Origin of the sequence: Sinomonas cellulolyticus, assembly GCF_014656475.1 — a bacterium.
Classification (GTDB): domain Bacteria; phylum Actinomycetota; class Actinomycetes; order Actinomycetales; family Micrococcaceae; genus Sinomonas; species Sinomonas cellulolyticus.
The window spans coordinates 23238-48240 of sequence record NZ_BNCM01000015.1 but is presented as its reverse complement, the minus strand read 5'-3'; the positions used below and the strand labels follow the sequence as shown (position 1 = coordinate 48240).

Annotated in this window: 19 protein-coding genes; 8 read left to right on the top strand and 11 right to left on the bottom strand. The window is 70.2% G+C overall.

Features of this window, described 5'->3' with window-relative positions:
• The first annotated feature begins 33 nt into the window (after nucleotides 1–33).
• The gene (locus IE231_RS15775; RefSeq protein WP_189694949.1) at nucleotides 34–354 is read left to right on the top strand and encodes a 2Fe-2S iron-sulfur cluster-binding protein; all 321 of its coding nucleotides are present in this window, start codon (nucleotides 34–36) and stop codon (nucleotides 352–354) included.
• Nucleotides 355–403: 49 nt separating this feature from the next.
• On the opposite strand, the gene IE231_RS15770 is transcribed toward IE231_RS15775, so the two are convergent.
• The 8 genes from IE231_RS15770 to IE231_RS15735 form a co-directional block, all read right to left on the bottom strand.
• The gene (locus IE231_RS15770; RefSeq protein ID WP_189694948.1) at nucleotides 404–2461 is read right to left on the bottom strand and encodes an ABC transporter ATP-binding protein; all 2058 of its coding nucleotides are present in this window, start codon (nucleotides 2459–2461) and stop codon (nucleotides 404–406) included.
• Nucleotides 2458–4224: an ABC transporter ATP-binding protein gene (locus tag IE231_RS15765; protein ID WP_189694947.1), complete on the bottom strand. Its 1767-nt coding sequence runs from the start codon at nucleotides 4222–4224 to the stop codon at nucleotides 2458–2460. The genes IE231_RS15770 and IE231_RS15765 overlap by 4 nt, the downstream gene beginning before the upstream one ends.
• 181 nt (nucleotides 4225–4405) lie before the next feature.
• Nucleotides 4406–6442 carry an MDR family MFS transporter gene (locus IE231_RS15760; RefSeq protein WP_189694946.1) on the bottom strand — a complete coding sequence of 679 codons (2037 nt, stop codon included), beginning with the start codon at nucleotides 6440–6442 and terminating at the stop codon, nucleotides 4406–4408.
• Between the two features lie 16 nt (nucleotides 6443–6458).
• Nucleotides 6459–7052 carry a MarR family winged helix-turn-helix transcriptional regulator gene (locus IE231_RS15755; RefSeq protein ID WP_189694945.1) on the bottom strand — a complete coding sequence of 198 codons (594 nt, stop codon included), beginning with the start codon at nucleotides 7050–7052 and terminating at the stop codon, nucleotides 6459–6461.
• Nucleotides 7053–7330: 278 nt separating this feature from the next.
• Nucleotides 7331–8989, bottom strand: coding sequence for a thiamine pyrophosphate-binding protein (locus IE231_RS15750; RefSeq protein WP_189694991.1), 1659 nt, complete (start codon nucleotides 8987–8989; stop codon nucleotides 7331–7333).
• Nucleotides 8990–9066: 77 nt separating this feature from the next.
• The gene (speB, locus tag IE231_RS15745) at nucleotides 9067–10083 is read right to left on the bottom strand and encodes an agmatinase (protein ID WP_189694944.1); all 1017 of its coding nucleotides are present in this window, start codon (nucleotides 10081–10083) and stop codon (nucleotides 9067–9069) included.
• A 92-nt stretch (nucleotides 10084–10175) separates the two neighbouring features.
• Entirely contained in the window at nucleotides 10176–10850 is a 675-nt protein-coding gene (locus IE231_RS15740) for a hypothetical protein (RefSeq protein WP_189694943.1), read from the bottom strand.
• A 155-nt stretch (nucleotides 10851–11005) separates the two neighbouring features.
• Nucleotides 11006–11815, bottom strand: a complete 810-nt coding sequence (locus IE231_RS15735) for a hypothetical protein (protein WP_189694942.1) — start codon at nucleotides 11813–11815, stop codon at nucleotides 11006–11008.
• A gap of 311 nt (nucleotides 11816–12126) precedes the next feature.
• Here IE231_RS15735 and IE231_RS15730 point away from each other — a divergent pair, with 311 nt between their 5' ends.
• Nucleotides 12127–14112, top strand: coding sequence for an APC family permease (locus IE231_RS15730; protein WP_189694941.1), 1986 nt, complete (start codon nucleotides 12127–12129; stop codon nucleotides 14110–14112).
• 268 nt (nucleotides 14113–14380) lie between these two features.
• Nucleotides 14381–15220 (top strand): endonuclease domain-containing protein, encoded by an 840-nt coding sequence (locus IE231_RS15725; RefSeq protein ID WP_189694940.1) that lies wholly within the window; start codon nucleotides 14381–14383, stop codon nucleotides 15218–15220.
• 176 nt (nucleotides 15221–15396) lie between these two features.
• Here IE231_RS15725 and IE231_RS15720 read toward each other — a convergent pair whose 3' ends face one another.
• The gene (locus IE231_RS15720) at nucleotides 15397–15972 is read right to left on the bottom strand and encodes a cupin domain-containing protein (protein WP_189694939.1); all 576 of its coding nucleotides are present in this window, start codon (nucleotides 15970–15972) and stop codon (nucleotides 15397–15399) included.
• Between the two features lie 318 nt (nucleotides 15973–16290).
• Between IE231_RS15720 and IE231_RS15715 the strand changes: the two genes are divergently transcribed.
• Together IE231_RS15715 and IE231_RS15710 are read left to right on the top strand one after the other, a co-directional pair.
• Complete coding sequence (locus IE231_RS15715; protein ID WP_189694938.1) at nucleotides 16291–17406, top strand: VIT1/CCC1 transporter family protein; 1116 nt, start codon at nucleotides 16291–16293, stop codon at nucleotides 17404–17406.
• A 137-nt stretch (nucleotides 17407–17543) separates the two neighbouring features.
• Nucleotides 17544–18521: a zinc metalloprotease gene (locus IE231_RS15710; RefSeq protein ID WP_189694937.1), complete on the top strand. Its 978-nt coding sequence runs from the start codon at nucleotides 17544–17546 to the stop codon at nucleotides 18519–18521.
• Nucleotides 18522–18559: 38 nt separating this feature from the next.
• Here the strand turns inward: IE231_RS15710 and IE231_RS15705 are convergent, their stop codons facing one another.
• The gene (locus IE231_RS15705) at nucleotides 18560–19504 is read right to left on the bottom strand and encodes a LysR family transcriptional regulator (RefSeq protein WP_189694936.1); all 945 of its coding nucleotides are present in this window, start codon (nucleotides 19502–19504) and stop codon (nucleotides 18560–18562) included.
• 103 nt (nucleotides 19505–19607) lie between these two features.
• On the opposite strand from IE231_RS15705, the gene IE231_RS15700 reads away from it, so the two are divergent.
• Together IE231_RS15700 and IE231_RS15695 are read left to right on the top strand one after the other, a co-directional pair.
• Nucleotides 19608–20633: an MBL fold metallo-hydrolase gene (locus IE231_RS15700; RefSeq protein WP_189694935.1), complete on the top strand. Its 1026-nt coding sequence runs from the start codon at nucleotides 19608–19610 to the stop codon at nucleotides 20631–20633.
• A 42-nt stretch (nucleotides 20634–20675) separates the two neighbouring features.
• On the top strand, nucleotides 20676–21998 hold the full coding sequence (locus tag IE231_RS15695) for an MFS transporter (RefSeq protein WP_229867226.1): 1323 nt from the start codon (nucleotides 20676–20678) through the stop codon (nucleotides 21996–21998).
• Nucleotides 21999–22177: 179 nt separating this feature from the next.
• Here the strand turns inward: IE231_RS15695 and IE231_RS15690 are convergent, their stop codons facing one another.
• Nucleotides 22178–23302: an LOG family protein gene (locus tag IE231_RS15690; RefSeq protein WP_189694934.1), complete on the bottom strand. Its 1125-nt coding sequence runs from the start codon at nucleotides 23300–23302 to the stop codon at nucleotides 22178–22180.
• An 86-nt stretch (nucleotides 23303–23388) separates the two neighbouring features.
• Here IE231_RS15690 and IE231_RS15685 point away from each other — a divergent pair, with 86 nt between their 5' ends.
• Nucleotides 23389–24954, top strand: a complete 1566-nt coding sequence (locus IE231_RS15685; protein WP_201896864.1) for a CehA/McbA family metallohydrolase — start codon at nucleotides 23389–23391, stop codon at nucleotides 24952–24954.
• Nucleotides 24955–25003: the final 49 nt, after the last annotated feature.

Here is a 25003-nt window from a genome sequence, read left to right as displayed (position 1 = left end):
CTCCCCTCCCGAACACACCGAAAGGCCACTGACATGCCCACGACCATTACCGCCGTCGACCGCGACGGCACCCAGCACTCCCTGATCTGGGATGAGGACCAGACCCTCATGGAGGTCCTCCGGGACAACGACCTGCCAGTCCTGGCCTCGTGCGGGGGCACCGCCTCGTGCGCGACGTGCCACGTGTTCCTCGAGGAGCCCGTCGCCGCGGGGCTCGGCGACCGCAGCGAGGACGAGGCCGAGCTCTTGGCCGACGCCGAGGGGTTCCGCGAGTGCGGCTCGCGCCTCTCGTGCCAGATCGAGCACGACGCCGCCTTGGACGGCATCCGCGTGGAGCTCGCCCCCGAGGGATAGCTCCGACGGAGGGTGAGTGGCGGCCCCCTAGCGCGTCGAGGGCCGCGGCCTAGGTGCGAGGTGCCGCGCCGGCGGAGGCCGCCGCCTCCTCCGCCTCGAAGTCGATGCCTCCCGCGAACTGGCTCATGTAGAGCCGGTGGTAGGCGCCGCCGCGTTCGAGGAGGTCGCCGTGCTGGCCCTGCTCGACGATCCGGCCGTTCTCCATGACCAGGATGGTGTCGGCGTCCCGGATCGTGGAAAGCCGGTGGGCGATCACGAACGAGGTCCGGTCCGTCCGCAGCGCGGCCATCGCCTTCTGCACCAGCAGCTCGGTCCGGGTGTCCACGGACGAGGTCGCCTCGTCGAGGATCAGCAGGGAGGGGTTGGAGACGAACGCCCGTGCGATGGTGATGAGCTGCTTCTCGCCGGCGGCGATGTTCGTTCCCTCCTCGTCGATGACGGTCTGGTAGCCGTCCGGGAGCGAGCGGACAAAGCGGTCCACGTAGGTGGCCTTGGCCGCGGCCATGACCTCCTCCTCGGTCGCATCGAGGTTGCCGTAGCGGATGTTGTCGTAGATCGTCCCGCCGAACAGCCACGCGTCCTGGAGGACCATTCCCACCTTCGAGCGCAGCTCGGCGCGCGACAGGTCGCGGATGTCCACGCCGTCCAGGAGGATCCGCCCGGACTGGATCTCGTAGAACCGCATCACGAGGTTCACCAGCGTCGTCTTGCCGGCGCCGGTCGGGCCCACGATCGCGACCGTCTGGCCTGGCTCCGCCGTGAGCGACAGGTCCTCGATGAGCGGCTTGTCCTCGGAGTAGGAGAACGTCACATGCTCGAAGTCAACGTGGCCGTCCGTGACCGCCGGCAGGTGTGACGTGGCGGTCTCGGGCTCCTGCTCGTCGGCGTCCAATAGCTCGAACACGCGCTCGGCAGAGGCGACGCCGGACTGGAGCATGTTGGCCATGCCGGCAATCTGGCCCAGCGGCTGGGTGAACTGCCGCGAGTACTGGATGAACGCGGTCGCGTCGCCGAGGGTCATCTGGCCGCCGGCGACGCGGAGCCCGCCGACGACCGCGATGCCCACGTAGGCCAGGTAGCTGATCCAGTTCATGATCGGGAACATCATGCCCGAGACGAACTGGGCGCCGAACGAGGCCTTGTAGAGCTCCTCGTTCTTGCGGTCGAAGCCGTCCACCATCTCCTCACGGCGGCCGAAGAGGATCGCGAGCTCGTGCCCGGAGAAGGACTCCTCGATGTGACCGTTCAGGATGCCCGTGTCCCGCCACTGCGCCTGGAAGAGCTTCTGGCTCCGGGCGCCGATCACGCCGGTCACCAGCGCGGAGAGGGGCAGCGCGACGAGCGCGATGAGGGCAAGCTCCCACGAGACGATGAACATCATGACGATGATGCCGAGCACCTGCAGGATCGAGGACAGCAGCTGGGAGAACGCCTGCTGGAGGGCCTGCTGGACGTTGTCCACGTCGTTGGTGACCCGGGAGAGCAGGTCCCCGCGCTGGCGTGTGTCGAAGTAGCCGAGAGGGAGCCGGTTGAGCTTCTCCTCCACCTCGCGCCGGAGACCGTAGACGACCCGCATGACCACGCGGTTGAGGATGAAGCCCTGGGCCCACATGAACAGGCTCGCCACGGAGTACATGACGAGGATGACGGCGATGATGAACGTCAGCTCGTTGAAGTCGATGCCCTGCCCGGGCACGAGGTTCATGGCCGAGAGCATGTCCGCGAAGTTGTTCTGGCCCTGGGCGCGCAGGCCCGCGATGACCTGGTCCTTCGTGACGCCGGCCGGCATCTGCTTGCCGATCACGCCCGCGAAGATGATGTCCATCGCGCGGCCCATGATCTTCGGGGCGATCACGGACAGGACCACCGAGACGATGATGAACGCGACGACCACAGCCATCCAGCCCATCTCGGGCCGGATCAGCCCGGCGAGCCGCACCGCGCTCGCGCGGAAGTTCTTCGCCTTCCGGGCAGGCATCTGCTGCCCGAACCCGCCGCCCGAGCGGGGCGTCTCGGTCTCCTCGGCCTCCTCGTCCGGAGCCGCGGGTGCGTGTGCCTTGTCCGCCGCCTGTGCCTTGTCCGCCGCCTGTGCCTTGTCCCGGCTCATGCCGTCTCCCCCGTTCCCGCGCCCGCGGCGCTGGCGACCTCTTCGGCGCTGATCTGCGACTGGACGATCTCCTGGTAGGTCGGCGAGGTCTCGAGGAGTTCGGCATGGGTGCCGCGGTCCACGATCTTGCCGTCGTCGAGGACCAGGATCTGGTCGGCGCCCATGATCGTGGAGACGCGCTGGGCGACGACGATCACGGTCGCCTCGCGCGTGTGCTCCCGGAGGGCGCGGCGGAGCCGCGCCTCGGTCTCGACATCGAGTGCGGAGAACGAATCATCGAACAGGTACACCTTCGGATCGGCGACGACGGCCCGCGCGATGCAGAGGCGCTGCCGCTGGCCGCCCGAGACGTTCGTCCCGCCCTGCGAGATGGGCGATTCCAGTCCCTCCTCCTTGGCGCGGACGAACTCGGCGCCCTGGGCGACCTCGAGGGCCTGCCACAGCCGGGAGTCGGACGCGGACTCGTCTCCGAAACGGAGGTTGTGCGCCACGGTCCCGGAGAACAGGTAGGGGCGCTGGGGCACCATGGACACGCGCGAGGTGATCTCGCTCCGGGGCATCCGGGCGACCGGCACGCCGTCGAGCAGCACCTCGCCCTCCGCGGCATCGTAGAGGCGCGGGACGAGATTGAGCAGCGTCGTCTTGCCCGACCCGGTCGAGCCGACGATCGCGACCGTCTGCCCAGGCCGCGCGGTGAACGAAATGCCGGTGAGCACCGGCTCCTCCGCGCCCGGGTAGGCGAAGGAGACGTTGCGGAACTCCACGACGCCCTCGGACCTCTCGGGAACCACGGGCTGGTCCGTATCGTGCATCGAGTCCTCGGCCGCGAACACCTCGCCGATGCGGTCGGCACACACGGACGCGCGCGGGATCATCATCGCCATGAAGGTGCCCATCATGACGGCCATGAGGATCTGCAGGAGGTACTGCATGAAGGCGGTCAGGGAGCCGATCTGCATGTCGCCGCTGTCCACGCGGTGGCCGCCGAAGAACAGCACGGCGGCGGTGGCGGCCTGCAGCAGGAGCATGATGATCGGGAACATGAGCACGAAGATCTGCCCGACCTTCAGCGAGATGTCCGTGAGGGACCTGTTCGCCTCGGCGAAGCGCTCCTCTTCGAAGTGCTCCCGCACGAACGCGCGGACCACGCGGATGCCGATGATCTGCTCGCGCAGCACGCCGTTGATGCTGTCGATCCGGCCCTGCATCTTCCGGAACAGCGGCATGAGCAGGTACACGAGGAAGCCGACCACAGCGAACAGCACGCCCACCGAGACCCAGACGAGCCACGAGAGCCCGGCGTCCTCGTTGAGGGCCATGATGATGCCGCCCACGCACATGATGGGCGCGGAGACCATGAAGTTCAGGCCCATGAGCATGACCATCTGGACCTGCTGGACGTCATTGGTGCCGCGCGTGATGAGCGTGGGGGCGCCGAAGCGCTGGAGGTCCTGCGCGGAGAACGAGGTGACCTTGCGGAACACGCCCTGGCGCAGGTCCCGGCCGAACGCCATCGCGGTCTTCGAGCCGAAGTAGACGGCGGCGATCGCGGTGGCCACCTGGAGGAGGGCGATGCCGAGCATAAGGCCGCCCTGGCGCCAGATGTAGTCCGTGTCGCCCTTGGCGACGCCCTGGTCGATGATCTGGGCGTTGATGCTCGGCAGGTACAGCGTCGCGATGGTGGTGGCGAGTTGGAAGACGACCACGGCGAGGATCCATGGCCAGTAGCGGGCGCTGTAGCGCCTGATGAGTGTGAGGAGCATCGAAGTCCTTCGTCCTGGGCCCCCGGGATGCCGGAGGGCCGTGTCAAGCGTAGGCCCGGGCCCCCGCGGGCGGCATCAGTCTTGAGGACTAATCGGGAGCCTGCGGACACGCTGTGTCCGCAGGCTCCCGGAAGGTGCGCTCAGTCGTTCCGGCGGGGCGCCGCCGGGGCGCCCGCCGGAGTCAGCTCGCGGTGTGGCGGCCGCGCGTCGCGAGGTACAGCGCCGCCTCCTTCTGGAGTTCCCGCTCCGCCGCGAGCTCGGCCTGGATCGCGGCGAGTCCCGCGGCCGTCTCAGCCTGGGCCTTGGCCGTCCGGCTCTGCTCCGCGGCGATCCGCTGCTGCACCTCGAGCTGGTCGGCGACCCGGGAGAACAGCTGGCCCAGCTGGACCTGCTGCGCGGCCAGGAGCCGCTGCGTCTCCTGGAGGACGGCGAGGCTGGGCGCCTCGACCGGCGCGGCTGCCTGCCGGGACTCGGCGTCCGCCAGCAGCAGCTGGAGCTCGCTGTCCAGCTCGGAACCGTGCTCAGGGCCGGCGAGGGCCTCGCGGATCGCCGCGTGGCGCAGCGCTGCCTGACTCGGAGCGGACGACGGCGAGCCGCTCGCCTCAGGCGAGGACGCGCCGTCGTGCGCGGGAGGCTCCGCGGCGAGCTGGGCCACGGGAGCCGCCACAGCGGCAGGAGCCGCAGCAACGGGAGCCGCGCCGGCCGCCTCCTGGGCGGGCTTGACGATGTCCACCGTGCGGCGCAGTGGGACCTCCTTGATGAACAGGACCGCCAGCAGCGACGCCACCGCGATCACCGCGGCGATGAGGAACACCTCTGCCGTCGCATCGCCGAACGCGCCGCGGACGATGTCCGCAATCGGAGCCGGCATGTCCTTGAGGTCCATGCTGCCGCCGGCCGACCCCGCGGGGGCCTTGATGCCGTGGTCGGCGAGGCCCTGCACCACGAGGTCGCTCGAGCGGTTGCTCAGGACGGCGCCGAGCACCGAGACCCCGATCGCGCCGAAGACCGAGCGGAAGAACGCGACAGTGGAGCTGGCCGTCCCGATGTCAGAGGCGCGGACCGTGTTCTGCACGCCGAGCACGAGGTTCTGCATGGTCATGCCGAGGCCCGTGCCGAGCACGAACGTGTACACGCCCGCGAGCAACAGGTCGGTGGAGTGGTCGATCGTGCCGAGCATGCCCAGGCCCACGATGGTCAGGACCGCGCCGAGGATCAGGAACCGCTTCCACTTGCCGTAGCGGGAAATGAGCTGGCCCGAGACGACCGATCCGAGGAAGTTGCCCGCGATCATCGGCAGGGTCAGGAGCCCGGCCTCTGTTGGGGTCGCACCGCGGGCCACCTGGAAGTACTGGCCGAGGTAGGAGGACGAGGCGAACATCGCCACACCGACCGCGCCGGACGCCACGATGCTCAGAGCCGTGGTCCGGTTGGCGACGATCTTGAGCGGGATGATCGGCATCGCGACCCGCGACTCGACGATGACGAGGAGGATCAGGCCCAGGACCGAACCGCCCACCATCGCGGCGGTCTGCCAGCTCCACCAGTCGTAGTAGTCCGCCTTGCCGGCGAACGAGACCCAGATGAGGAGCGTGGAGACGGAGGCGGTGAGCAGGATCGAGCCGAGCCAGTCGATCTTCGCCACGCGCTTGACGTGCTTGATCTTCAGCGTGACCTGGATGAGGATCAGCGCCACGACGGCGAGCGGGACGCACACGAAGAACGTCCAGCGCCAGCCCAGCGGCGAGTCCACGATGAAGCCGCCCAGGAGCGGGCCGCCGGCCGTGCCGACCGCCATGACCGCGCCCATGTAGCCGTTGTACTTGCCCCGGTCGCGGGGCGGGATCATCGTGCCGATGATCGCCATGGCCATTGCCGTGAGGCCGCCCATCGCCACGCCCTGGATGACGCGGGCGCCGATGAGCCACGGGATGTTCTGCGCGAACCCGGCCAGGACCGAGCCTGCCACGAACACCACGATGTTCAGCTGGGTGAGGAACTTCTTGTCGAACAGGTCCGAGAGCTTGCCCCAGATGGGGGTGGTGACGGCGTTCGCGAGGAGGGCCGCCGTGATGACCCAGGCGAAGTCGGTCTGGGTGCCCTTGAGGTCCGCCATGATGGTGGGCAGCGCGTTCGCGACGATCGTCGAGGACAGGATCGCCGTGAAGAATGCTGCAAGGAGGCCGGTGAGGGCCTCCAGGATCTGTTTGTGGCTCATCTGCGGAGCCGCGGCCTCAGCGGGCTGCAAGGGCTTCCTCCTGTATCGGGGTGGTCTGCGGGGTGGTGGTGGCGCCGTGGTGGCGCGCGGGGTTCTGGGGTGATTCATCGCTTGGGGGCGGCGCAGGGTCTGATGCTGCTGCGGGATCCGGCGCGGGGGCGGGGCGCATGCGACACGCGCCCACGCGGAGGGCGTCGGAGAGCTGGCCGATCGCGAGGACCGCCTGGCCTGCCTGCTCCTCATCCCAGCCGGCCAGGTAGCTCTGGAGCCGGCCGATACGGTGCTCCTCGATCTCCTTCAGCACCGTCGCGCCGGCGTCCGTGAGGGCGACCCGCTGGGCTCGCCTGTCGTCGGGGTCCCTGTGGCGGGCGACGAAGCCGAGCCCCTCGAGCTCGGCGAGGTGCCGGCTGAGGACCGGGGCGCTCACGCCGAGCTGCCCCGCGAGGTCGACCGCGCGGCCGCCGTGCTCGGCGATCATGCGCAGCACGCCCTGGGAGGCGACCCCCAGATCACCGTGCTTCAGCTCGGTGGCGGAGAGGCAGCGGATCACCCGCTGCAGGTCGAAGACGCCATGGATGAGTTCGCGTGCGGTGCCGGGATCGACAGGCATGGCCCCCCTTGAATTGATTGCTTGCAACAACTATACAGCTAGTAGTTGCTTGTGCAAACTAATCCGTTAGGTGACCTTGGCAACAGAGGCCGGGGCGCCGTCGTCGTGCGCGATTCACGCTCGCTGCCGGGCGAGGCCGTCGCGGTGCGGAATGACCGTCGCCTCCGTCCGACGGTCATGCACTCGAGGGACGGTCATGTCCCCGACGAACGCCACGCCCTCCGGGGACGGACGGCCGCGCCACCCCGGAGGGGGCCAAACCCCCGGGAGGAACGTCCCTACTCCAGGTGGGTCGGGGCGAACATCTTCAGGAGCGTCTCGACCACGACGACGTTGGGCCCGTCCGCGGCGAAGCTCTCCTCGAGCGCCTCCCGGACATCCTCCGGGGCTACGCGGCGTGCCGGAACGCCGAAGGCCTCGGCCAGCGCCACGAAGTCCGGGCGGGCGAGCTCGGTCGCAGTCGCCTTCCCGAAGGCGCCCACCATGTACTCGCGGAGGATCCCGTACCCGCCGTCGTCCACGATGAGCCACGTGACCGGCACGTTGTGCTGCTTCGCCGTGGCGAGCTCGGAGATCGAGTACATGGCCGAGCCATCGCCGGAGACGGCCAGCACGCGCGAGGGCCTTCCCATGGTCGCAAGCCCCACGGCCCCGCCGATCGCGGCCGGGAAGCCGAAGCCGAGGCCGCCAGCACCCTGGGCCGAGTGGAACTGGCCTTGCCGCGAGTCCCAGCAGCTCCACGCCCAGTACGCCGAGATGGTCATGTCCCAGAAGGTCTGCATGTCGTCCGGCACTGCGGCGCGGATGTCCGCCATGAACGCGAGCTCCTTGCCGAGATCCTGCGAGGCGAGCCGTTCGCGGACCTTCCGCAGCGCGTCGGCCACGGTCTGCTCGGCCGAGGAGCCGTGCCAGTCCGGCGCGGGCCTGCCGTCCTGCGCTGCGAGGGCGGCATCGAGGGCGTCGTTGAGCGCATCCAGCGCCTGCCCGGCGTCGGCGCGGATGCCGAGGCCTGGCCTGTTGGACTCCAGGACGCGCGGCTCGGCATCGATCTGGATGATCCGCCCGCGGGGCTCGAAGGTGAAGTAGTTCGAGGTGACCTCGCCGAGCGAGGACCCGATGACCACGAGCACGTCGGCGTCCTCGAGGAGGTCGGTCATATGCCGGTCCTCGATCCAGGACTGCAGCGAGAGCGGGTGCTCCCACGGGAACGCGCCGTTGCCGCCGGGGGTGCAGATCACGGGGGCGCGCAGCTGCTCGGCGAGGTGGAGGAGCGCCTTCTCTGCGCGGCCGCGGCGCGTGCCGCCGCCGGCGATGATCGCGGGACGCCTCGCGTCGCGCAGCCACTTCACCGCCTCGCGCACGAGCTCCACACGCGGCGGATTGTCCGCAGCCTGGGCCAGCGCGTCCTCGACCGGGGGCACCATGATGGGCTCCAGCAGCACGTTCTGCGGGATCTCCACCCACACGGGCCCCTGCGGCGAGGAGATCGCGTCCGTCCAGGCGTCCTGGATGGCGCTCGGAATGCCGGAGGCGTGCTGGATGAGCCGCTGGCTCTTCGTGACGTTCGCCGCGGAGGCCTTTTGGTCGTCGAGCTGGTGGAGCATGCCCTTGCGCCGTGCACCGAGGCCCTCGAGGGGGATCTGGCTCGCGATCACGACCATCGGCACACCCGTGGCGTACGCCTCCTGCAGGCCGGCGAGCGAGGTCAGCGCGCCCGGTCCCGTGGAGAGGAACAGGACGCCGACCTCCCCTGTTGCCCGGGAGTAGCCGTCGGCGGCGAAGGCGGAGTTGTTCTCGACCCGGCTCGAGACGAAGTGCAGGTTCCCGCGGCCCATCGCGTCGAACAGTCCGAGCGCGTGCTGGCCTGGGATCCCGAAGACGGTCCTCGCGCCGAGGGCCTCGAGCGTCTCGACGACGAGGTCGCCGCCGTTGCGCAGGTGCGCCTCAGGACGTCCGACGGCGGTCTGGGCACCCGCCGCTGCGGCGTCCCCCGACCATGGCGACTCGGGCGTGCTCACTGGGCACCCGCCGTCGTGCGCGCCGCGTCCTCACGCCCGCTGCGCGCGGTGGGCAGCTCGCTCATGAGGGTGACGAGGTCGTAGGCGACGTGGCTCGCGGCAACCCCGGTGATCTCGGCGTGGTCGTAGGCCGGGGAGACCTCCACAACGTCGGCGCCGACGATGTTCGCGCCGCGGAGCCCGCGGAGGATCTCGAGGAGCTCTCGGCTCGTGATGCCGCCGGCCTCGGGCGTTCCCGTGCCCGGGGCGTGCGCGGGGTCGAGGACGTCGATGTCCACCGAGATGTAGAGCGGCCGGGTGCCGATGCGGTCGCGCAGCTTCGCGACAGTCTCCCGCACGCCCTGGTAGTAGACGTCCGAGGAGGTCACGATGCCGAAGCCGAAGCGGCGGTCATCCTCGAGGTCCCTCTTGCCGTAGAGGGGTCCGCGGGTGCCAACGTGCGAGAGCGCGTCCGTGTCGAGGATGCCCTCCTCGAAGGCGCGGCGGAACGGGGTGCCGTGCGTGTACTCGGCCCCGAAGTACGTGTCCCACGTGTCCAGGTGCGCGTCGAAGTGCAGCAGCGCCACCGGGCCGCCTGCCCGCTCAGATGCCGCGCGGAGCAGCGGCAGGGCGATGGTGTGGTCACCGCCGATCGAGAGGAGGCGCGCGCCGTCGGCCGTGAGGTCCAGCGCGTTCTGCTGGATGGTCTCGATGGCCTCGTGGATGTTGAAGGGGTTCACCGCCATGTCCCCCGCGTCTGCGACCTGGGCGTTCGCGAACGGCGAGGCGTCTAGGGCCGGGTTGTAGGGGCGCAGCAGCCGGCTGGCCTCGCGGACGTGGTTCGCACCGAAGCGGGCTCCGGGGCGGTAGGACACACCGGCGTCGAACGGGACCCCGACGACCTTCACGTCCGCGCGCTCCACCTGGTCCAGGCGGGGCAGACGTGCGTAGGTCGCGGCCCCCGCGAAGCGCGGGATCCGCGAGGAATCGATGGGGCCGAGGTTGCCGTTCTCCTCGATGCGCAGCTCGTGCAAGGTGACCTCCGTAGGTGTGGGCTGTCTGTGACCCACACTACAGGAAAAGTTGCCTCACATGCACCCCCTGTTTACCTGATGGTGCCCCGGCCTCAGAACACGGTCAGGCTCAGGAGGATCGTCTTGAGCTTCTGCGCCTCCTCGGACGCGAGCCACGTGCGCGCATCCACGGGGTGCGGGAACTGCATGATCTCGGGGCTCACGTCCGCGGCGACCGCATACTGGTCCCCGATGCGCACCACGGCATCCGAGGGGCCTCCCCTGCTCTGCCCCGGGCCGTCGACCGGGCGCCCGGGCGTGATCGTCATGGCGTAGGACACCGCACCGCTCCCCTCGGCCGTCTCGGCGTAGAACGCGTAGTAGCCGGGGCTGACGGCGGCCGACCCGAGCCCCGGGATGGCCTCGGCGTCGAGCACCGCCCGCGTGACGGCCGTCCCCACATCCTGCGGCGACCAGTTCACGAACACGGACAGGACCACGCGGCCCGAGGGGTCCCGGACCGTCGCGGTCTCGCGCTGGACGCCCTGCACGCCCATCGGGACCACCTCGGCTCCGACAGACCATTCCGCCGGATAGCGGAACGAGAGGGTGTGGGTCGTGAACCGGTGGATCTTCAGGGCGGCCGGCGCCGTTGCCGTCGGTGCTCTGGAACCGGTTGCCGCGGACGACGGCGGGGCCGCGCCCGACGTCGTCCGCTCCGGCTGCGCTTCATCCGCCGGCGCAGCGGCCGAGCAGGCGGCGAGAGCGCCCGCGGCGAGCAGCGCCACGACAGTGTGGCCCGCTGCACGCCGCAGGCGCCTAGGACCTGGTGCTGGGTGCATCAATGCCGTCCCCCTGGGCGCTCACGGGTGCTGCACGCCCGGGCACCACTCTCGCATGCGCAGCACCACGTGAACAGTGGCCGTGAAGGTGCCCCCGCGCCCTAGCCTGCCGCGAGGCTCGTCACCGCCGCCTTGATCTGCTGGCCCTCCGGCGAAGCCCACCAGGACCGGGCGGCGTCCGCCGTCCCGCACGTTTCGACCTGCGGCCCGAGCTCCACGGAGAGGAAGTACGGGCCATTCCAGCCAGGGCCGTACTGGGACGGGCCGGTCGGGGGCACGCCGGGCTGCGGCGGGCCCTGGGGAGGCAGCCCGCGCAGGGTGCCGGGGCCATCCGGCGGCACTTCGTTGACCACCTTGAGCGTGCAGATCGCTCCTGCGGTCGCCGCGCCGCCAGCGGCACCCGTCGCGCCCGGCCCACCCGTCGGAACCTCGGCAAAGAACGCGTACTGCAAGGGCGGGGTCCACGCGCCGCTGGCAAGCCCGGGGAGAGGCCCCGACTCGATGACGGTGCGCTGCACCGGCGTGCCGACGTCGTAGCCCGTGAAATTGAGGATCACGGTGAAGAGCAGCTTGCCCGACGGGTCCGTGAACGCCGCCGACTCGACCGCACCCCCTTGGGCGGGGTGGGACGAGGGGTTCACCGTCCAGGCCTTGGGATAGCGCAGGGACAGCTTCTGGCTCGTGAACGCGAAGGTTGCGAGGTCGGCGGCCGGAGCGGTCGTCGAGGTCGAGGAGGCCGTCGATGCGGAGGACGGCGACGCCGTTGTCGCGGAAGGCGACATGGTGACGGACTGCGAGCTGGCCTCGGCATTCGGAGCGGCTGGCGAGCCGCAGCCAGTGAGCGCCAGGCCGAGCGCGAGTGCGGCGCAGGAGAGCGCCGTGAGTCGGGGGGAGACGACGGTGGTTGTCATGACTGGTCCCTGGGGTGTGTGCGGTGTGTGCGATAGATGGGGCGTGGTGGATCGCGGGATTGCCCGCCTCCTCACGGTCCCACCAGGGGAAGGGGCACGATAGGGCCGAGAGGATAACTCCATCGAAAAGAGATATAGCGGTGACCCGGCGGGCTTCACTGGGGTGACCGTGAGCGGATCGTGACCCCGGGAAGCGGGAGCGACGGGGCGGCGTCGTGCGTCACACCGGCGTTAAGGTTCCATAAAAGCGGCCGGTGCCGCCCGCGCCCCGGCCTACCCTCCAAGCTGTACACGAGAAGACAGCAGGAGCCATGACCACTCTCACGCGGCCGCCGGCCGAGCCCTCCCCTCGGGGGAAGCACCCCCACCGACCCCGCGGCGGCTTCCGCCAATGGCTCCTCGAGGGCATGCCCGAGCCGGCGGGCAAGCGGCAGGGCCCGCACGGGGTCCCCCACGAGGACCACAAGCCCTCGTCCTGGTGGCGCGTCATGTGCCTCACGGGCGTCGACTACTTCTCCACGCTCGGCTACCAGCCCGCCATCGCCGCACTCGCCGCGGGGCTGCTGGCACCGATGGCCACGATCATCCTCGTGATCGTGACCCTCGCCGGCGCGCTTCCCGTCTACCGGAGAGTGGCGCGGGAGAGCCACCGCGGCGAGGGATCAATCGCCATGCTCGAACGCCTCATGGGCCGCTGGACCGGCAAACTGTTCGTGCTCGCACTCCTCGGCTTCGCCGCAACCGACTTCATGATCACCATGACCCTCTCGGCAGCCGACGCGAGCGCCCACCTGATCGAGAACCCCTACGCCCCCGCGGCACTGCAGGGACAGCAGATCACGATCACGCTCGTGCTCATCGCGGCCCTTGCGATCGTCTTCCTGCGCGGGTTCAAGGAGGCCATCAACGTCGCCGTGGTGCTCGTGGGCGTGTACCTGGCCCTCAACGCCGTGGTGGTGGTGACCGCGATCGTGCACGTGGCCACCGAGGGGTCGATGGTGACCGACTGGTGGAGCACCCTCACCACCCAGCACAGCAATCCGGCAATCATGGTGGGCATCGCCCTCCTCGTGTTCCCGAAGCTCGCCCTCGGCCTCTCCGGATTCGAGACCGGTGTGGCCGTGATGCCGCAGGTCAAGGGAGACCCGAGCGACACCGACGAGAACCCCGCGGGCCGCATCCGCGGAACGCACCGCCTGCTGACCACGGCGGCGCTCATCATGTCCGCGTTCCTCATCACCTCGAGCTTCGCCACCACGGTGCTCATCCCCGCCGCCGAATTCGAGGACGGCGGCAAGGCCAACGGGCGCGCGCTCGCGTACCTCGCCCACCAGTTCTTCGGCGACGGGTTCGGGACCGTCTACGACCTCTCGACCATCGCGATCCTGTGGTTCGCCGGGGCGTCCGCGATGGCCGGCCTGCTCAACCTCGTGCCCCGGTACCTCCCGCGGTACGGCATGGCGCCGGCCTGGACCCGGGCAGTGCGGCCGCTCGTCCTGGTCTTCACCGCCATCGGCTTCCTCATCACGTGGATCTTCAATGCCAGCGTCGACGCCCAGGGTGGCGCCTACGCCACGGGTGTCCTCGTGCTGATGACCTCCGCCGCCGTCGCCGTGACCCTTTCGGCGCGGCACAAGAAAGAGACCCTCAAGATGTGGGCGTTCGGGATCGTGAGCGCCGTGTTCGTGTACACGACCGTAGCCAACGTGGTGGAGCGGCCGGATGGCATCCGCATCGCCGCGCTGTTCATCGTGGGGATCATCGTCGTCTCGTTCGCCTCGCGCGTGCGCCGGTCCTTCGAGCTGAGGGCCACGCACGTCCGGCTCGACGAGCAGGCGCTCGAGTTCCTCACCGACGTGGAGCAGGGGCCCATCAGGCTCATCGCCCACGAGCCGAAGCGCCTCGACTCCGAGCGGTACCGGGCCAAGCTGGACCACGCGCGGGCAGCCAACCACCTGCCGGAGGATGCCGACATCTTCTTCATCGAGGTGGTGGTGGACGACTCCTCCGAGTTCGAGCAGGAGCTCGACGTCCGCGGATTCCGGCGGCACGGCTTCAAGGTCCTCGAGGTGCACTCCTCGAACGTGCCCAACACCCTCGCGGCCGTGCTCCTGCACCTGCGCAACGTCACCGGGCTCATGCCCCACATCTACTTCCGGTGGACCGAGGGGAACCCGGTCACGAACCTCACCAAGTTCCTGTTCTTCGGCGAGGGCGAGATTGCCCCCGTAACCCGCGAGGTGCTCCGCGAGGCCGAGCCCCTGGTCACGGAGAGGCCCTGGGTGCACGTCGGCTGAGCCAGGCTGGGCGTGCCTTGGGGCTGCCCTTCACTGGCGCGCGCGTGCCTCTGGGGGTGCCGGCGGCGCGCCGTGCGCTCCTGCCCACTTTTAAGGCGGCGACCGCCCACGCGCCGGCGCGTCTGCCGGAGGCGGAGGTCAGAAACGGGCGGGAGCGTCCGGCCCGATCAGGCGGCGGTCGTCCTCCACAGGACGCCGCCTGGGCGCGTCATCCACATGGGCCGCTCCCCCTGACTGGCGTCGCCGACCCGTGTGGCCAGCTGGGACGGTGAATCCCCTCGATATCCTCCAGTCCTTCGGCGGCGTGGCCAGAACGAGCGCGCTTCTGGATGCTGGCATTTCCCGGCGCGAGCTTCGTCGGTTCCCCAGCAGCGTGCGGCAGCCGAAACGAGGAGTCTATGCCGCCGAGGGCTGCCATCCCGGCTACTTCAAGGCCATCATGGCCAACGCAGTCCTGACCTGCGCCTCGGCCGCAGAGGAGTACGGGCTCTGGCTGCGGATGAGTCCCGCCGTCCCCCATCTGGCGGCGAACCACGGCCATGAACCCAGCAGTGCGGTCCGGCACCGCGGGCTCCGCTTCCCGGCGCAGGCCAGACTTCCCATCGCATCCCTCGCCGACACGGTGATCCATGCGCTGATATGCCTGCCGGCCTCACAGTCCGTGCCGATCGCCACTTCTGCCTTGGCACGTGGACTGAGCGCTGAGCAGATCGAGCACGAACTGAGGGCGCGCCGCCTGGGGCCCGCGCTCAAGGCATTCCGACTCGTGAACACTCTGGTGGAGTCCGAGCCGGAAGCCGAGGCCTGGGTCATCCTCCTCGCGCTCGCCCGGCGGCTCGGCGTCTCCGTCGTCGCCCAGGCGATGATCCCGGGCCTCGGGAGGGTGGATTTCCTCGTCGCAGGGTGGCTGATCGTCGAGATCGACGGCGTGGCCTTCCACTCGAGCCGCGACTCGGTCCGGCGGGATCGGGCGAGGGACAACACGGCCTCGCTCCTCGGGTACGCCCGGCTCCGATACGTGCCCGAGGTCGTCTGGCGCGAGCCTGATCGCCTCGCCTCGGAGGTAGAGGCGGTCCTGACCGGGCGCCTCAGAGTGCCGAAGAATTGAGGGGTCGCTGGCAGACCGAGCGTACGTTCCCGCCCACGTCTTCCGGGTGCGGAGCTTCCTTTCCGGCGCGTCGGCGGCTTCAGCCGGGAGACATGGGCGGGACGGCACGGGCCGGCGGCATGCTGAGCCCCGCGAGAACCCGGGCTGCGACCCAGGGGGCGCACCGCGGCCCGGGCTCAGCGGGATGCAGCGGGCACCAGTACCCAGAGGACCGTCGTCGGCTCGGCGGACGGGTTGACCCAGGAGTGGGGCTCGCGCCCGGGGAAGGTGAGCGTGTCCCCCGCGCGGAGGGTGTAGCGCTCGTTGGTCATGATGAGGGTGAGCTGGCCTCGGACCACGTGGAGCACGTCCACATCGCAGTCCACCGCGTACAGCTCGGACTCCCCCGTCCCATGGGGTGCGATGTCCGCTTGGAGCACCTGGACCCGCCGTTCGGAGCGGGAGGTGAGGAGCCTCTCCACGATCCCCTCGCCGCCGAGCGAGATGCGCGGGGCGTCCCCGGCACGCGTGAGGTAGGTCTCCGGCACGGCGAAGAGGTCGCCGATGGCGATCGAGAGCACTTGGCACAGGGTCACGAGTGACGCAACCGAGGGTGAGGTCAGGTCCCGCTCGACCCGTGAGAGGAAGCCCTTGGTGAGGCCGGTGGCGTCGGCCACCTGCTCGATGGTCATACGCTGGGACTGCCGGGCGGCGCGGATGCGCGAACCGATCGCCACCGGCGCGTTGCTCGGTTCGATGGGCAGTGCTTTCACGCGACCTCTTTCCGTCGGGCTACCGCCATCGCGGCGGCCGCCGCATCTGTTGGAAGCATCACAACTTAGCCTAAAGGACAACAGCTGTTGCCTTCCAGACACCACCTTGCAGAGTTCTGGAAGCGTCCCGGTGAAACGACCCATGCATGCCCGGCTCACACCCGCAGGCACCTCGACGTGAGGCCCAAGAAGGCACCGGAATTCAGGCGCGCCTAACTCTCGAGCGAGGGTGTGCCGGGCGAAAATGCGCCGCGAATAGGTCTACAGTGGCCGGGGCGATGGGGCCGCGCACCGTACCCATCGCCGCAGGAGCCACACATGCAGAAGAGCCTTTCCCCTTCGCCCGGACACCCGGAACCCACACCCGCCGACCTTCGCCGCTGGCGCCAGTACCTCGCCGACGAGAAGGCCGAGGCTGCAATCTACCGCGCCCTCGCCTCCCGGCGAGAGGGCGAGGAACGGGACATCCTCCTCGGGCTCGCCGAGGCCGAGCGCCGGCATGAGGCGCATTGGGTGGCGCTGCTCGGAGAGCACGCGGGCAAGCCCCGACCAGCGTCCCTGCGGAGCCAGCTGCTGGGGTTCCTCGCCCGCCATTTCGGCAGCGTGTTCGTCCTCGCGATGGCCCAGCGCGCCGAGAGCCGATCCCCCTACGCGACGGATCCCTTCGCAACCCCGGCCATGGCGGCGGACGAGCGCATCCACGAGGAAGTGGTGCGCGGGCTTGCCATCCGCGGCCGCACGCGCCTCTCGGGCATGTTCCGTGCTGCGGTGTTCGGTGCCAACGACGGCCTCGTGAGCAACCTGTCGCTCGTGGCCGGCATGGCCGCCTCCGGCGTGGCAAGCCACGTGGTGCTGCTCTCCGGGGTCGCCGGACTCCTCGCAGGAGCGCTCTCGATGGGCGCGGGCGAGTTCATCTCGGTGCGCTCCCAGCGCGAGCTGCTCTCGGCGTCGCGCCCCACACAGGTCACGCTCGCCGCCGCACCGGACTTGGACCTCACGGCGAACGAGCTCGTGCTCGTGTACAAGGCACGCGGGATGAGCCAGGAGGCCGCCGAGCACCGCGCCGCCGAGCGGCTCGGGCATTTCAGCTGCGACTGCGATCCGAGCCTCTCCCTCCACCCCGAAATCGAGGAGGAGGCCGACGAGCACGAGGCCATCGGCTCCGCCTGGGGCGCCGCAGGTGCGAGCTTCTGCTTCTTCGCCTCGGGGGCGATCATTCCGATCATCCCGTTCCTGTTCGGCATGATCGGCGTCCCGGCGCTCATCGTGGCGGGTGCCCTCGTCGGCCTCGCGCTGCTCGGCACGGGCGCCGTGGTCGGGCTGCTCGCGGGTGCCTCGCCGCTCACGCGCGCGCTGCGCCAGCTCGCGATCGGCTTCGGCGCCGCCGCCGTGACGTACGTGCTCGGCTACCTGTTCGGCGTCTCCCTCGGCTAGCCGGTCGGGCCGCGGACGACGCCGCGCGGCTGAGCCCGCACTGCACGTCCTGTTCCCGCGTGCGGCCTCAGCGCCGAAGCCGCGTTCGCCTAGGCTGTCCCTCGTATCCGCCGTGCATCGGCGGCGAGGGGGGACAGATGGACGACGACGACCGGCCGCTTCCGCGGGCCAGTGACGGGCACATTCCGCAATGGGCCATCGACGAGGAGGCCCGTCGGGTGCTCGCGGGCTTGGACCGGGGCCTTCCCCGCGACCTCGTGCGAGCCGCCAAGCCCCCGAGGCGCAGGCGGAGGCTGATTGCCGGACGCGGCGGCATGGCGAGGACCGTCGTCGTACTGGCCGTCCTCACCGGGCTCCTGTCCTCTTCGCTGTGGCTCCGCTGGGTCCTGCCGGGCCACGCACCGGCTATCGGCAGCGACTCGATCGGCTCGCTGATGGGCGTGCATCCCGATGGACCGACGCCCGGATTCGAGGAAGGCCCAAGGCCGGTGCAGGTGGTGGCCATGCCCCGCGAGGATGGTCCGCACACGTTCCTGGTGACGCGTTCCGACGATGGCCCCGCGGGGTATTCCCCCTGCAGGCCCCTCCACTACACCGTGAACCCGGCGGGGGCTCCGCCGGGCGCCGTCGAGCTCGTGGACCGGGCAGCCTCCCGGATCGCGGCTGCTAGCGGATTCCTGCTCCGCCGGGACAGCCCGACCGATGAGACGGCGTCGTTCGACCGGCCGGCCTACCAGCCCAAGCGGTACGGGGACCGTTGGGCGCCGGTCGTCGTCGGGTTCTCGACGCCCGAGCAGACCCCTCGCCTCGCCGGCAAGACGGCGGGGCTCGGCGGCAGCGCCGCCATCGAGCGGCCTGGGACGGAGCCCGCGCTCGTCACCGGGGCCATCGTCCTGGACGCGCCGGACCTCAGCTCGGTTCTTGCCCGTCCGGGCGGGGCGGCCCTCGCAGAAGCGATCGTCCTGCACGAGTTCGGGCACGTGATGGGGCTGGGGCACGTGAGCGCTGCAGGGGAGCTGATGGCCGAGAGCAACACCGGGCAGCTCGACCTCGGGCCCGGCGACCGTGCCGGCCTCGCCGAGATCTCCGCGGCGCCCTGCCGGCCGGACCTCTGACGCCCCTTTTCCCTGGAGGCCCGCTCAGCGCGGGCGGGTCATGGGAGTCCCACAGGACCGCCGTCCGGGGGAACGTCGTCGGGGGCGCCGGTGGCGATCGAACGGGCAGCGTCGAGGACGGCCTCCACTCGCCGCGGCCGACGCAGGCCCGGTGGGACGGCGGCGACCACGTAGTTGGGCGGCGTCGGATCGCTGACGGGGACCGTGACCACTCCGGCGGCGGCGAAATGCTCCTCCATGCCCTTCCACACGTTGGTCACCGAATACGCCCGGCCACTGGACACGATCCCGCGGATGTTCTCCGCGACCACGCTCTTCCAGCGCACGCGCGGCTCGACCCCGATGGACTGGAACATCGCCTGCACGCGCTCCACACTCGGAGGAACGTCGAAGAGGACGGCGTCCTCCTCGGCGAGGTCGGCGAAGCGGAGGGAGCTCCTCTGCGCGAGGGGATGCGACTCGGCGAGCATGATCTGCGGCCGCGACTCGGCGATGGTCACGGGGTCGACGCCGGGGATCGTCTGGAGCGAGTAGACGAACGCGGCGTCGAGCTCGCCATCCATCACCGCGCGCTGCAGCTCCTCGGCGGCCCCCTCGACGAACGAGAGCTCGATCTCCGGCCACCTGCGGCCGATGTCGGCCAGGAGCGGTGGGATAAGCCGCGGACTGATGGCGATCATGCACCCGATCCGGACGCTGCCCTTGAGCTCCTCCCAGCCGGACCTCACCGCGCCGGGGACCTCCGCCGCGTCGGCCAGGATCCGCCGGGCACGGGCGCCCAAGGCGGCCCCCGCTTGGGTGGGAACGAGCCGTTTGGACCGCGAACGGATGAAGAGGTCGACTCCGAGAGCCCGCTCGAGCTGGCCGATCGCCATCGACGCCGCGGCCTGGGAGACATTGCTGCGCCTGGCGGCGTCAGTGACCGAGCCGGCGTCGAGCACGGCCACGAAGTATTCGAGCTGACGGAGGGTGAACTCTGGCATCAGCGCTCCTTATCGATTCATACAGATTGATTGATTATACAAATGCTGTGGTCCGCACCACACTGGACTGCAGGACCACTCAGGACAAGGAGCACAGCTGAAGATGGCAGCAGATCTCGCGCCCCACATCGTCACCCTCGGAACCGCCGGTGGCCCCCGCTGGTGGGCGGCGGCCGACTCCGGCGAACGCACCGGGATCGCGACCGCCGTGGTGGTCGGGGACGCGTTCTACCTCGTCGACCTCGGCCAGGGTGCCGGACGCCGCATCGCCCAGTCGGGCCTCGACCTGAAGGACCTCCGCGCCCTCTTCATCACGCACCTCCACTCCGACCACGTCTACGACCTCGCAGGCCTGGGCATCTTCGGCCTCTACGCGCTGCAGGACCGCGCCGGCACCGACCCCGTGCGGATCATCGGACCTGGCAACCGCGGCGAGCTGCCCCCGGTGTCCCCCCGCGCCGTCGTGCGTCCCGAGCCCCTCGCGCCGCAGAGCCTCACCCCCGGCACCCGCGAGATGTTCGAGACGCTCATGGCCGCACACGCCACCGACCTCAACGACCGCATCCTCGACTCGCTCAAGCCCAGCCCGCTGGACGTGTTCCGCGCCGAGGACATCGAGATCCCCGCGGGAATCGGCTACCACCCCAACGACAACCAGACCCCCGAGATGGACCCGTTCGAGGTCTACCGCGACGAGCTCGTGACCGTGACCGCGATCCTCGTCGAGCACCCGCCCGTCGCCCCGGCGTTCGCCTTCCGCTTCGACACCGCCGAGGGCTCCGTGACGATCTCCGGCGACACGTGCTACACGCCCAACCTCATCACCCTCGCCCAGGGCACCGACCTGCTCCTGCACGAGGCCATCGACTTCGACTGGGTCGAATCCCTCTACGCGAGCAAGACCGACGAAGCCTCGCGCGCCGCCCGGGACCACCACTACAAGTCCCACACGAGCGTCCGCGAGGCGGCCAAGGCCGCCGAGGCGGCAGGCGCCGCCACCCTGGCCCTGCACCACCTCGTCCCGGGCCACGCGCCCGACTCGGTCTGGGCCGAAGCCGCCGAGAACTTCACGGGCCGCTTCGTGCTCCCCCGCGACCTTGATGTCATCCCCTTCGGCCGTCAGCGCTGACAGCCGCCCCGCCTGAGTCCACCATTGGAAAAGGACCGCACTGTGACCACGTCAAAGACCATGCCAGCCCAGCAGACCGCGCACGCCGAGACGCTCAACACGAAGGACATGCGCCGCATCCTGGCCTCGTCCTTCGCCGGCAGCGCGATCGAGTACTACGACTTCATGCTGTACGCGACTGCCGCGTCGCTCGTGTTCGACAAGGTGTTCTTCGCCAACCTCGGCCCGGGCTTCGCCCTGTTCGCCTCGTTCGTCACGCTCGCGGTCGGCTACGTGGCCCGCCCCCTCGGCGGCCTCGTCTTCGGCCACTTCGGCGACCTGATTGGCCGCAAGAAGATGCTTGTGCTCTCCATGGTCGTCATGGGCGCGGGCACCATTGCGATCGGCCTCCTGCCGACCACGGCGCAGATCGGCATGGCCGCTCCCGTCACGCTCGTGCTGCTTCGCCTCCTCCAGGGCGTCGCGGTGGGCGGCGAGTGGGGCGGCGCAGCTCTCATGGCCATTGAGCACGCCCCCACGAAGCACCGCGGCTTCGCGGCGTCCTTCGCCAACGCCGGCGGCCCCGCCGGTGCCATCCTCGGCACGCTGGCCCTCTCGCTCTTCGCGGCCCTCTCAGGCAGCCAGTTCCTCGTGTGGGGCTGGCGTGTTCCCTTCCTGCTCTCGGCGCTCCTGATCGCTGTGGGCCTCGTGATCCGCCTCAAGGTCTCGGAGACTCCGGCCTTCCAGCGCCTCCAGGCCGCGAGCGAGAAGCGCCGCGTGCCGATCGTGGACGTGCTGCGGCACTCCAAGCGAGCCGTGCTGCTGGGCCTTGCCGCCACGACCGCGTTCTACGTCTGCCAGGCCATGACGACCGTGTGGGGGGTCTCTGTGGCCGTCGAAGCCGGTGCCGACAAGAACGGCGTCCTCAACATCAAGGCCGGTGCCGCCGTCCTGACGCTCATCATGTGCTTCGTCTCGGCGCGCCTCTCGGACCGGCTCGGACGACGCCGCGTGCTCGGCTTCGGCGCGCTCCTCGGCATCGTCGCGGCGTACCCGACGATCCTGCTCATGACCAACGGCACCCTCTGGGGTTTCGGCCTCGCGATCTTCATCGGCAACGGCCTCGTGCAGGGCGTGCTGTACGGACCGATCGCGGCTTACGTGGCCGAGCAGTTCCCCACGCGCCACCGCTACACCGGCGCCTCGCTGGCCTACCACACGGCGTCGATGCTGGGCGCAGGCTTCACCCCGATGATCATCACGGGCCTCATCCTCGCCGCAGGCGGCGCGCTGTGGCCGGTGGCGGCCTTCTGGATCGCGATCCTGGGCCTGGCGCTCGTGGCCGTGATGTCCACGTCCGAGGGCACGCGCCGCGAGATCGACTGACCCTTTTCGACGGCAAGGAAGTGACCCCTCACCGCAGGGAAGTGACCCCTCAACGCAGGGATGTGACCCCTCACCCGGGATCCTGGGTGAGGGGTCACTTCCCTCGTGCGCGAGGCGGCGTGCGGGCAGGGAGGTGACCCCTCACCGTTTGGGAAGTGACCCCTCAACGCCGGGTGGGGTCACCCGAGGACCGCGACGGCCTCCTCGACCGAGTCGACAAGGCGGAGGCGGCTGGCCATCCCCCGCCCCTCGGCGAGGCCCTTCAGCAGCGGCCATGCCGGGAGCTGCTCCGTCCAGTACCTCGCGCCCACGAGCACCATCGGGGTGATCGTCTCGGGGGCGCCGTAGTAGTTCTCGCACGCGTCCTGGAACACCTCCTGGACGGTGCCCGCGGCGCCGGGGAGGAACACCACCCCGCCGGTGCACTTCTCGAGCAGCACCGCCTCCCGTACCGAGTTCGCGAAGTACTTCGCGATGTGCGTCGCGAACATGTTCGGCGGCTCGTGTCCGTAGAACCACGTGGGCACGCCGAGATTCTCGGTGCCGCCCGGGAACCGGCCCAGCACCGCGAGCGCCGCCCGCGCCCATGCACTCACCGACGGGCGGAACCCGGGCACGACGGCGATCTCCCGCAGCGCCGCTTGGAAGTCCCGCTCCCGGAACGCCGACAGGTAGGCCCCGAGGTTCGCCGCCTCCATCGCCCCCGGACCGCCTCCGGTGGCGACCACGTGCCCGGCCGCCGCGATCCCGCGCCCGAGGCGCGCGGCGTCGTCATACGCGTCGGTGCCGCGCCCGGCGGCATGGCCTCCCATGACGCCGACGATGCTCCGTCCCGCGAAGGGCCCCTCGAGGGTGTCGTGGAGCGCCTCCCCGATGTGGTGGTCGTGGAGGGCCACGCTGATCGCCGACTCGACGCCCGATGGCCCCTGCCGCTTGGTCCAGGCGTAGATGAGGGCGTCGGGGGTCTGCTCATAGGGACGCGCCTCGACCCCCGCATAGAGTTCAGGGCCGGTGTAGAGGGTGGGCCGGTAGGGGTCGAACGGCAGGCCGGGGATGATGGGGAACACGAGCGCACCCCGTACGCGGAGGGACTGCTCCATCCCCTCCTGGAGGAGGCAGCCGAGGAACATGGCGCCGGACGGGTCGAGGGACTTCAGCACGGCGGAGCGCTCCGTCAGGTCCACGGACTGAACGTGCCACCCGGCCATCGTCCCGTCCGCGTGGGCCGCCACCTCGTCGAAGTGCTCGAGCGACTCGACCTCGAGCGTCCGAGGCATCGGACTCAGGGCGGGCGTGGTGTTCATGGGGCCAGACTATCCACCCACGGCGTTCAGGCCCCGGCCCTCCCAGCGTTGCCTACCGTTAAGTAGCGGCCACCACGATGTCGCGGGTGACATCTCCCTGCAAGGCCCACAGCGGCGACACCCCTGCCCTCCTGTCCCCCTCACGCCGGGGCTTCCTGGCGGCCGCGCTCACCGGCGCGGCTCTGACCCTGGCACCCATGAGCTTCGCGGCCGCGGACAGCGGAACGCAGAAGACCAAGACGATCACCGGCCACCTGGATCCGGGCGCGGCCGACTTCGTCTACCTGCCCGTGGAAGTCCCCGCGGGCGTGAACAAGATCAGCGTCTCCTACACCTACAGCAAGCCCGCGGTGGCCCCGGGCCTGCTCTCCAACTCCTGCGACATCGGCATCTTCGATGAGCAGGGCACGCGCCTCCAGGGCAAGGGCTTCCGCGGCTGGTCCGGCGGCTTCCGGACCGAGTTCTTCATCAGCGCCGAAGAGGCCACACCTGGCTACCTGCCCGGACCGATCGGCAAGGGCACCTGGAACATCGCCCTCGGGCCGTACCAGGTCGCCGAGGCCGGACTCGACTACTCGGTCACCGTCACCCTCGACTACGGCCCGGACGGCGCTCCCTTCCAGCCGAAGTACCCGGCGCAGGCTGTGGCCGGCAAGGGCGCGGGCTGGTACCGTGGCGACGCCCACCTGCACACCGTCTACTCGGACGGCAAGCGGACCCCGGACGAGGTGGCCGCCGGCGCCCGGGCCGCCCGGCTCGACTTCATGATCTCCACTGACCACAACACGCCCGCCTCCCACGGGGTGTGGGGCCCGCTCGCCGGCAATGACCTCCTCATCCTGACCGGCGAGGAGGTCACCACCCGCAACGGCCACTACCTCGCGCTCGGGCTGCCGCCCGGGGACTGGATCGACTGGCGCTACCGCGCCCGAGACAAGGGCTTCGAGGACGCCGCCCAGCTCATCCACTCCCGGGGCGGGCTCGTGGTCCCGGCCCACCCGTACTGCCCCTACGTCGCGTGCCGGTGGAAGTTCGGCTACGACGACGCCGACGCCGTCGAGGTCTGGACGGGCCCCTGGACCCACGACGACGAGATGTCGATCAGCACGTGGGACTCGATGCTCGTCCACTCCGTCCGGACCAACGGCCGCTGGCTGCCGGCCATGGGCAACAGCGACGCGCACAGCTCCCCGCAGGTCATCGGCTGGCCGCACAACGTGGTCAACGCCGCGGCACTCTCGCACGACGCGATCCTGGAGGGGATCCGCAGCGGGCGCTCGTGGATCGCGCAGTCGGCGGACATCACCCTCGACCTCACCGTGAAGTCAGGCGGAAAGACCGCAGGCATCGGCGAACGCCTCGATGTGGCCCCGGACGCCCCGGTCACGGTGACGGCAAAGGTCGGCGGGGTCCCCAACGGCGTGGTCCGCTTCATCACCGACGAGGGCCAGACGCAGCAGGTGACGCTCCCCGCCTCGGGCCAGGGTACGGTCACCTGGGTCACGACGCCGCAGCTGGCCGCCTACCTCCGCGTCGAGGTCCGCCACCCGAAGGGCGACGGCACCTCGGGCAGCGGCACCGAGATGGGCCCGAACCTCCCGCTCGGGCCGATGGCCGCGCTGACGAACCCGATCTTCCTCGGCTCCAAGTAGCGCCAGAAGAAGCAACGACGCCGGCGGGTCGCCTCTCGGGAGGCGGCCC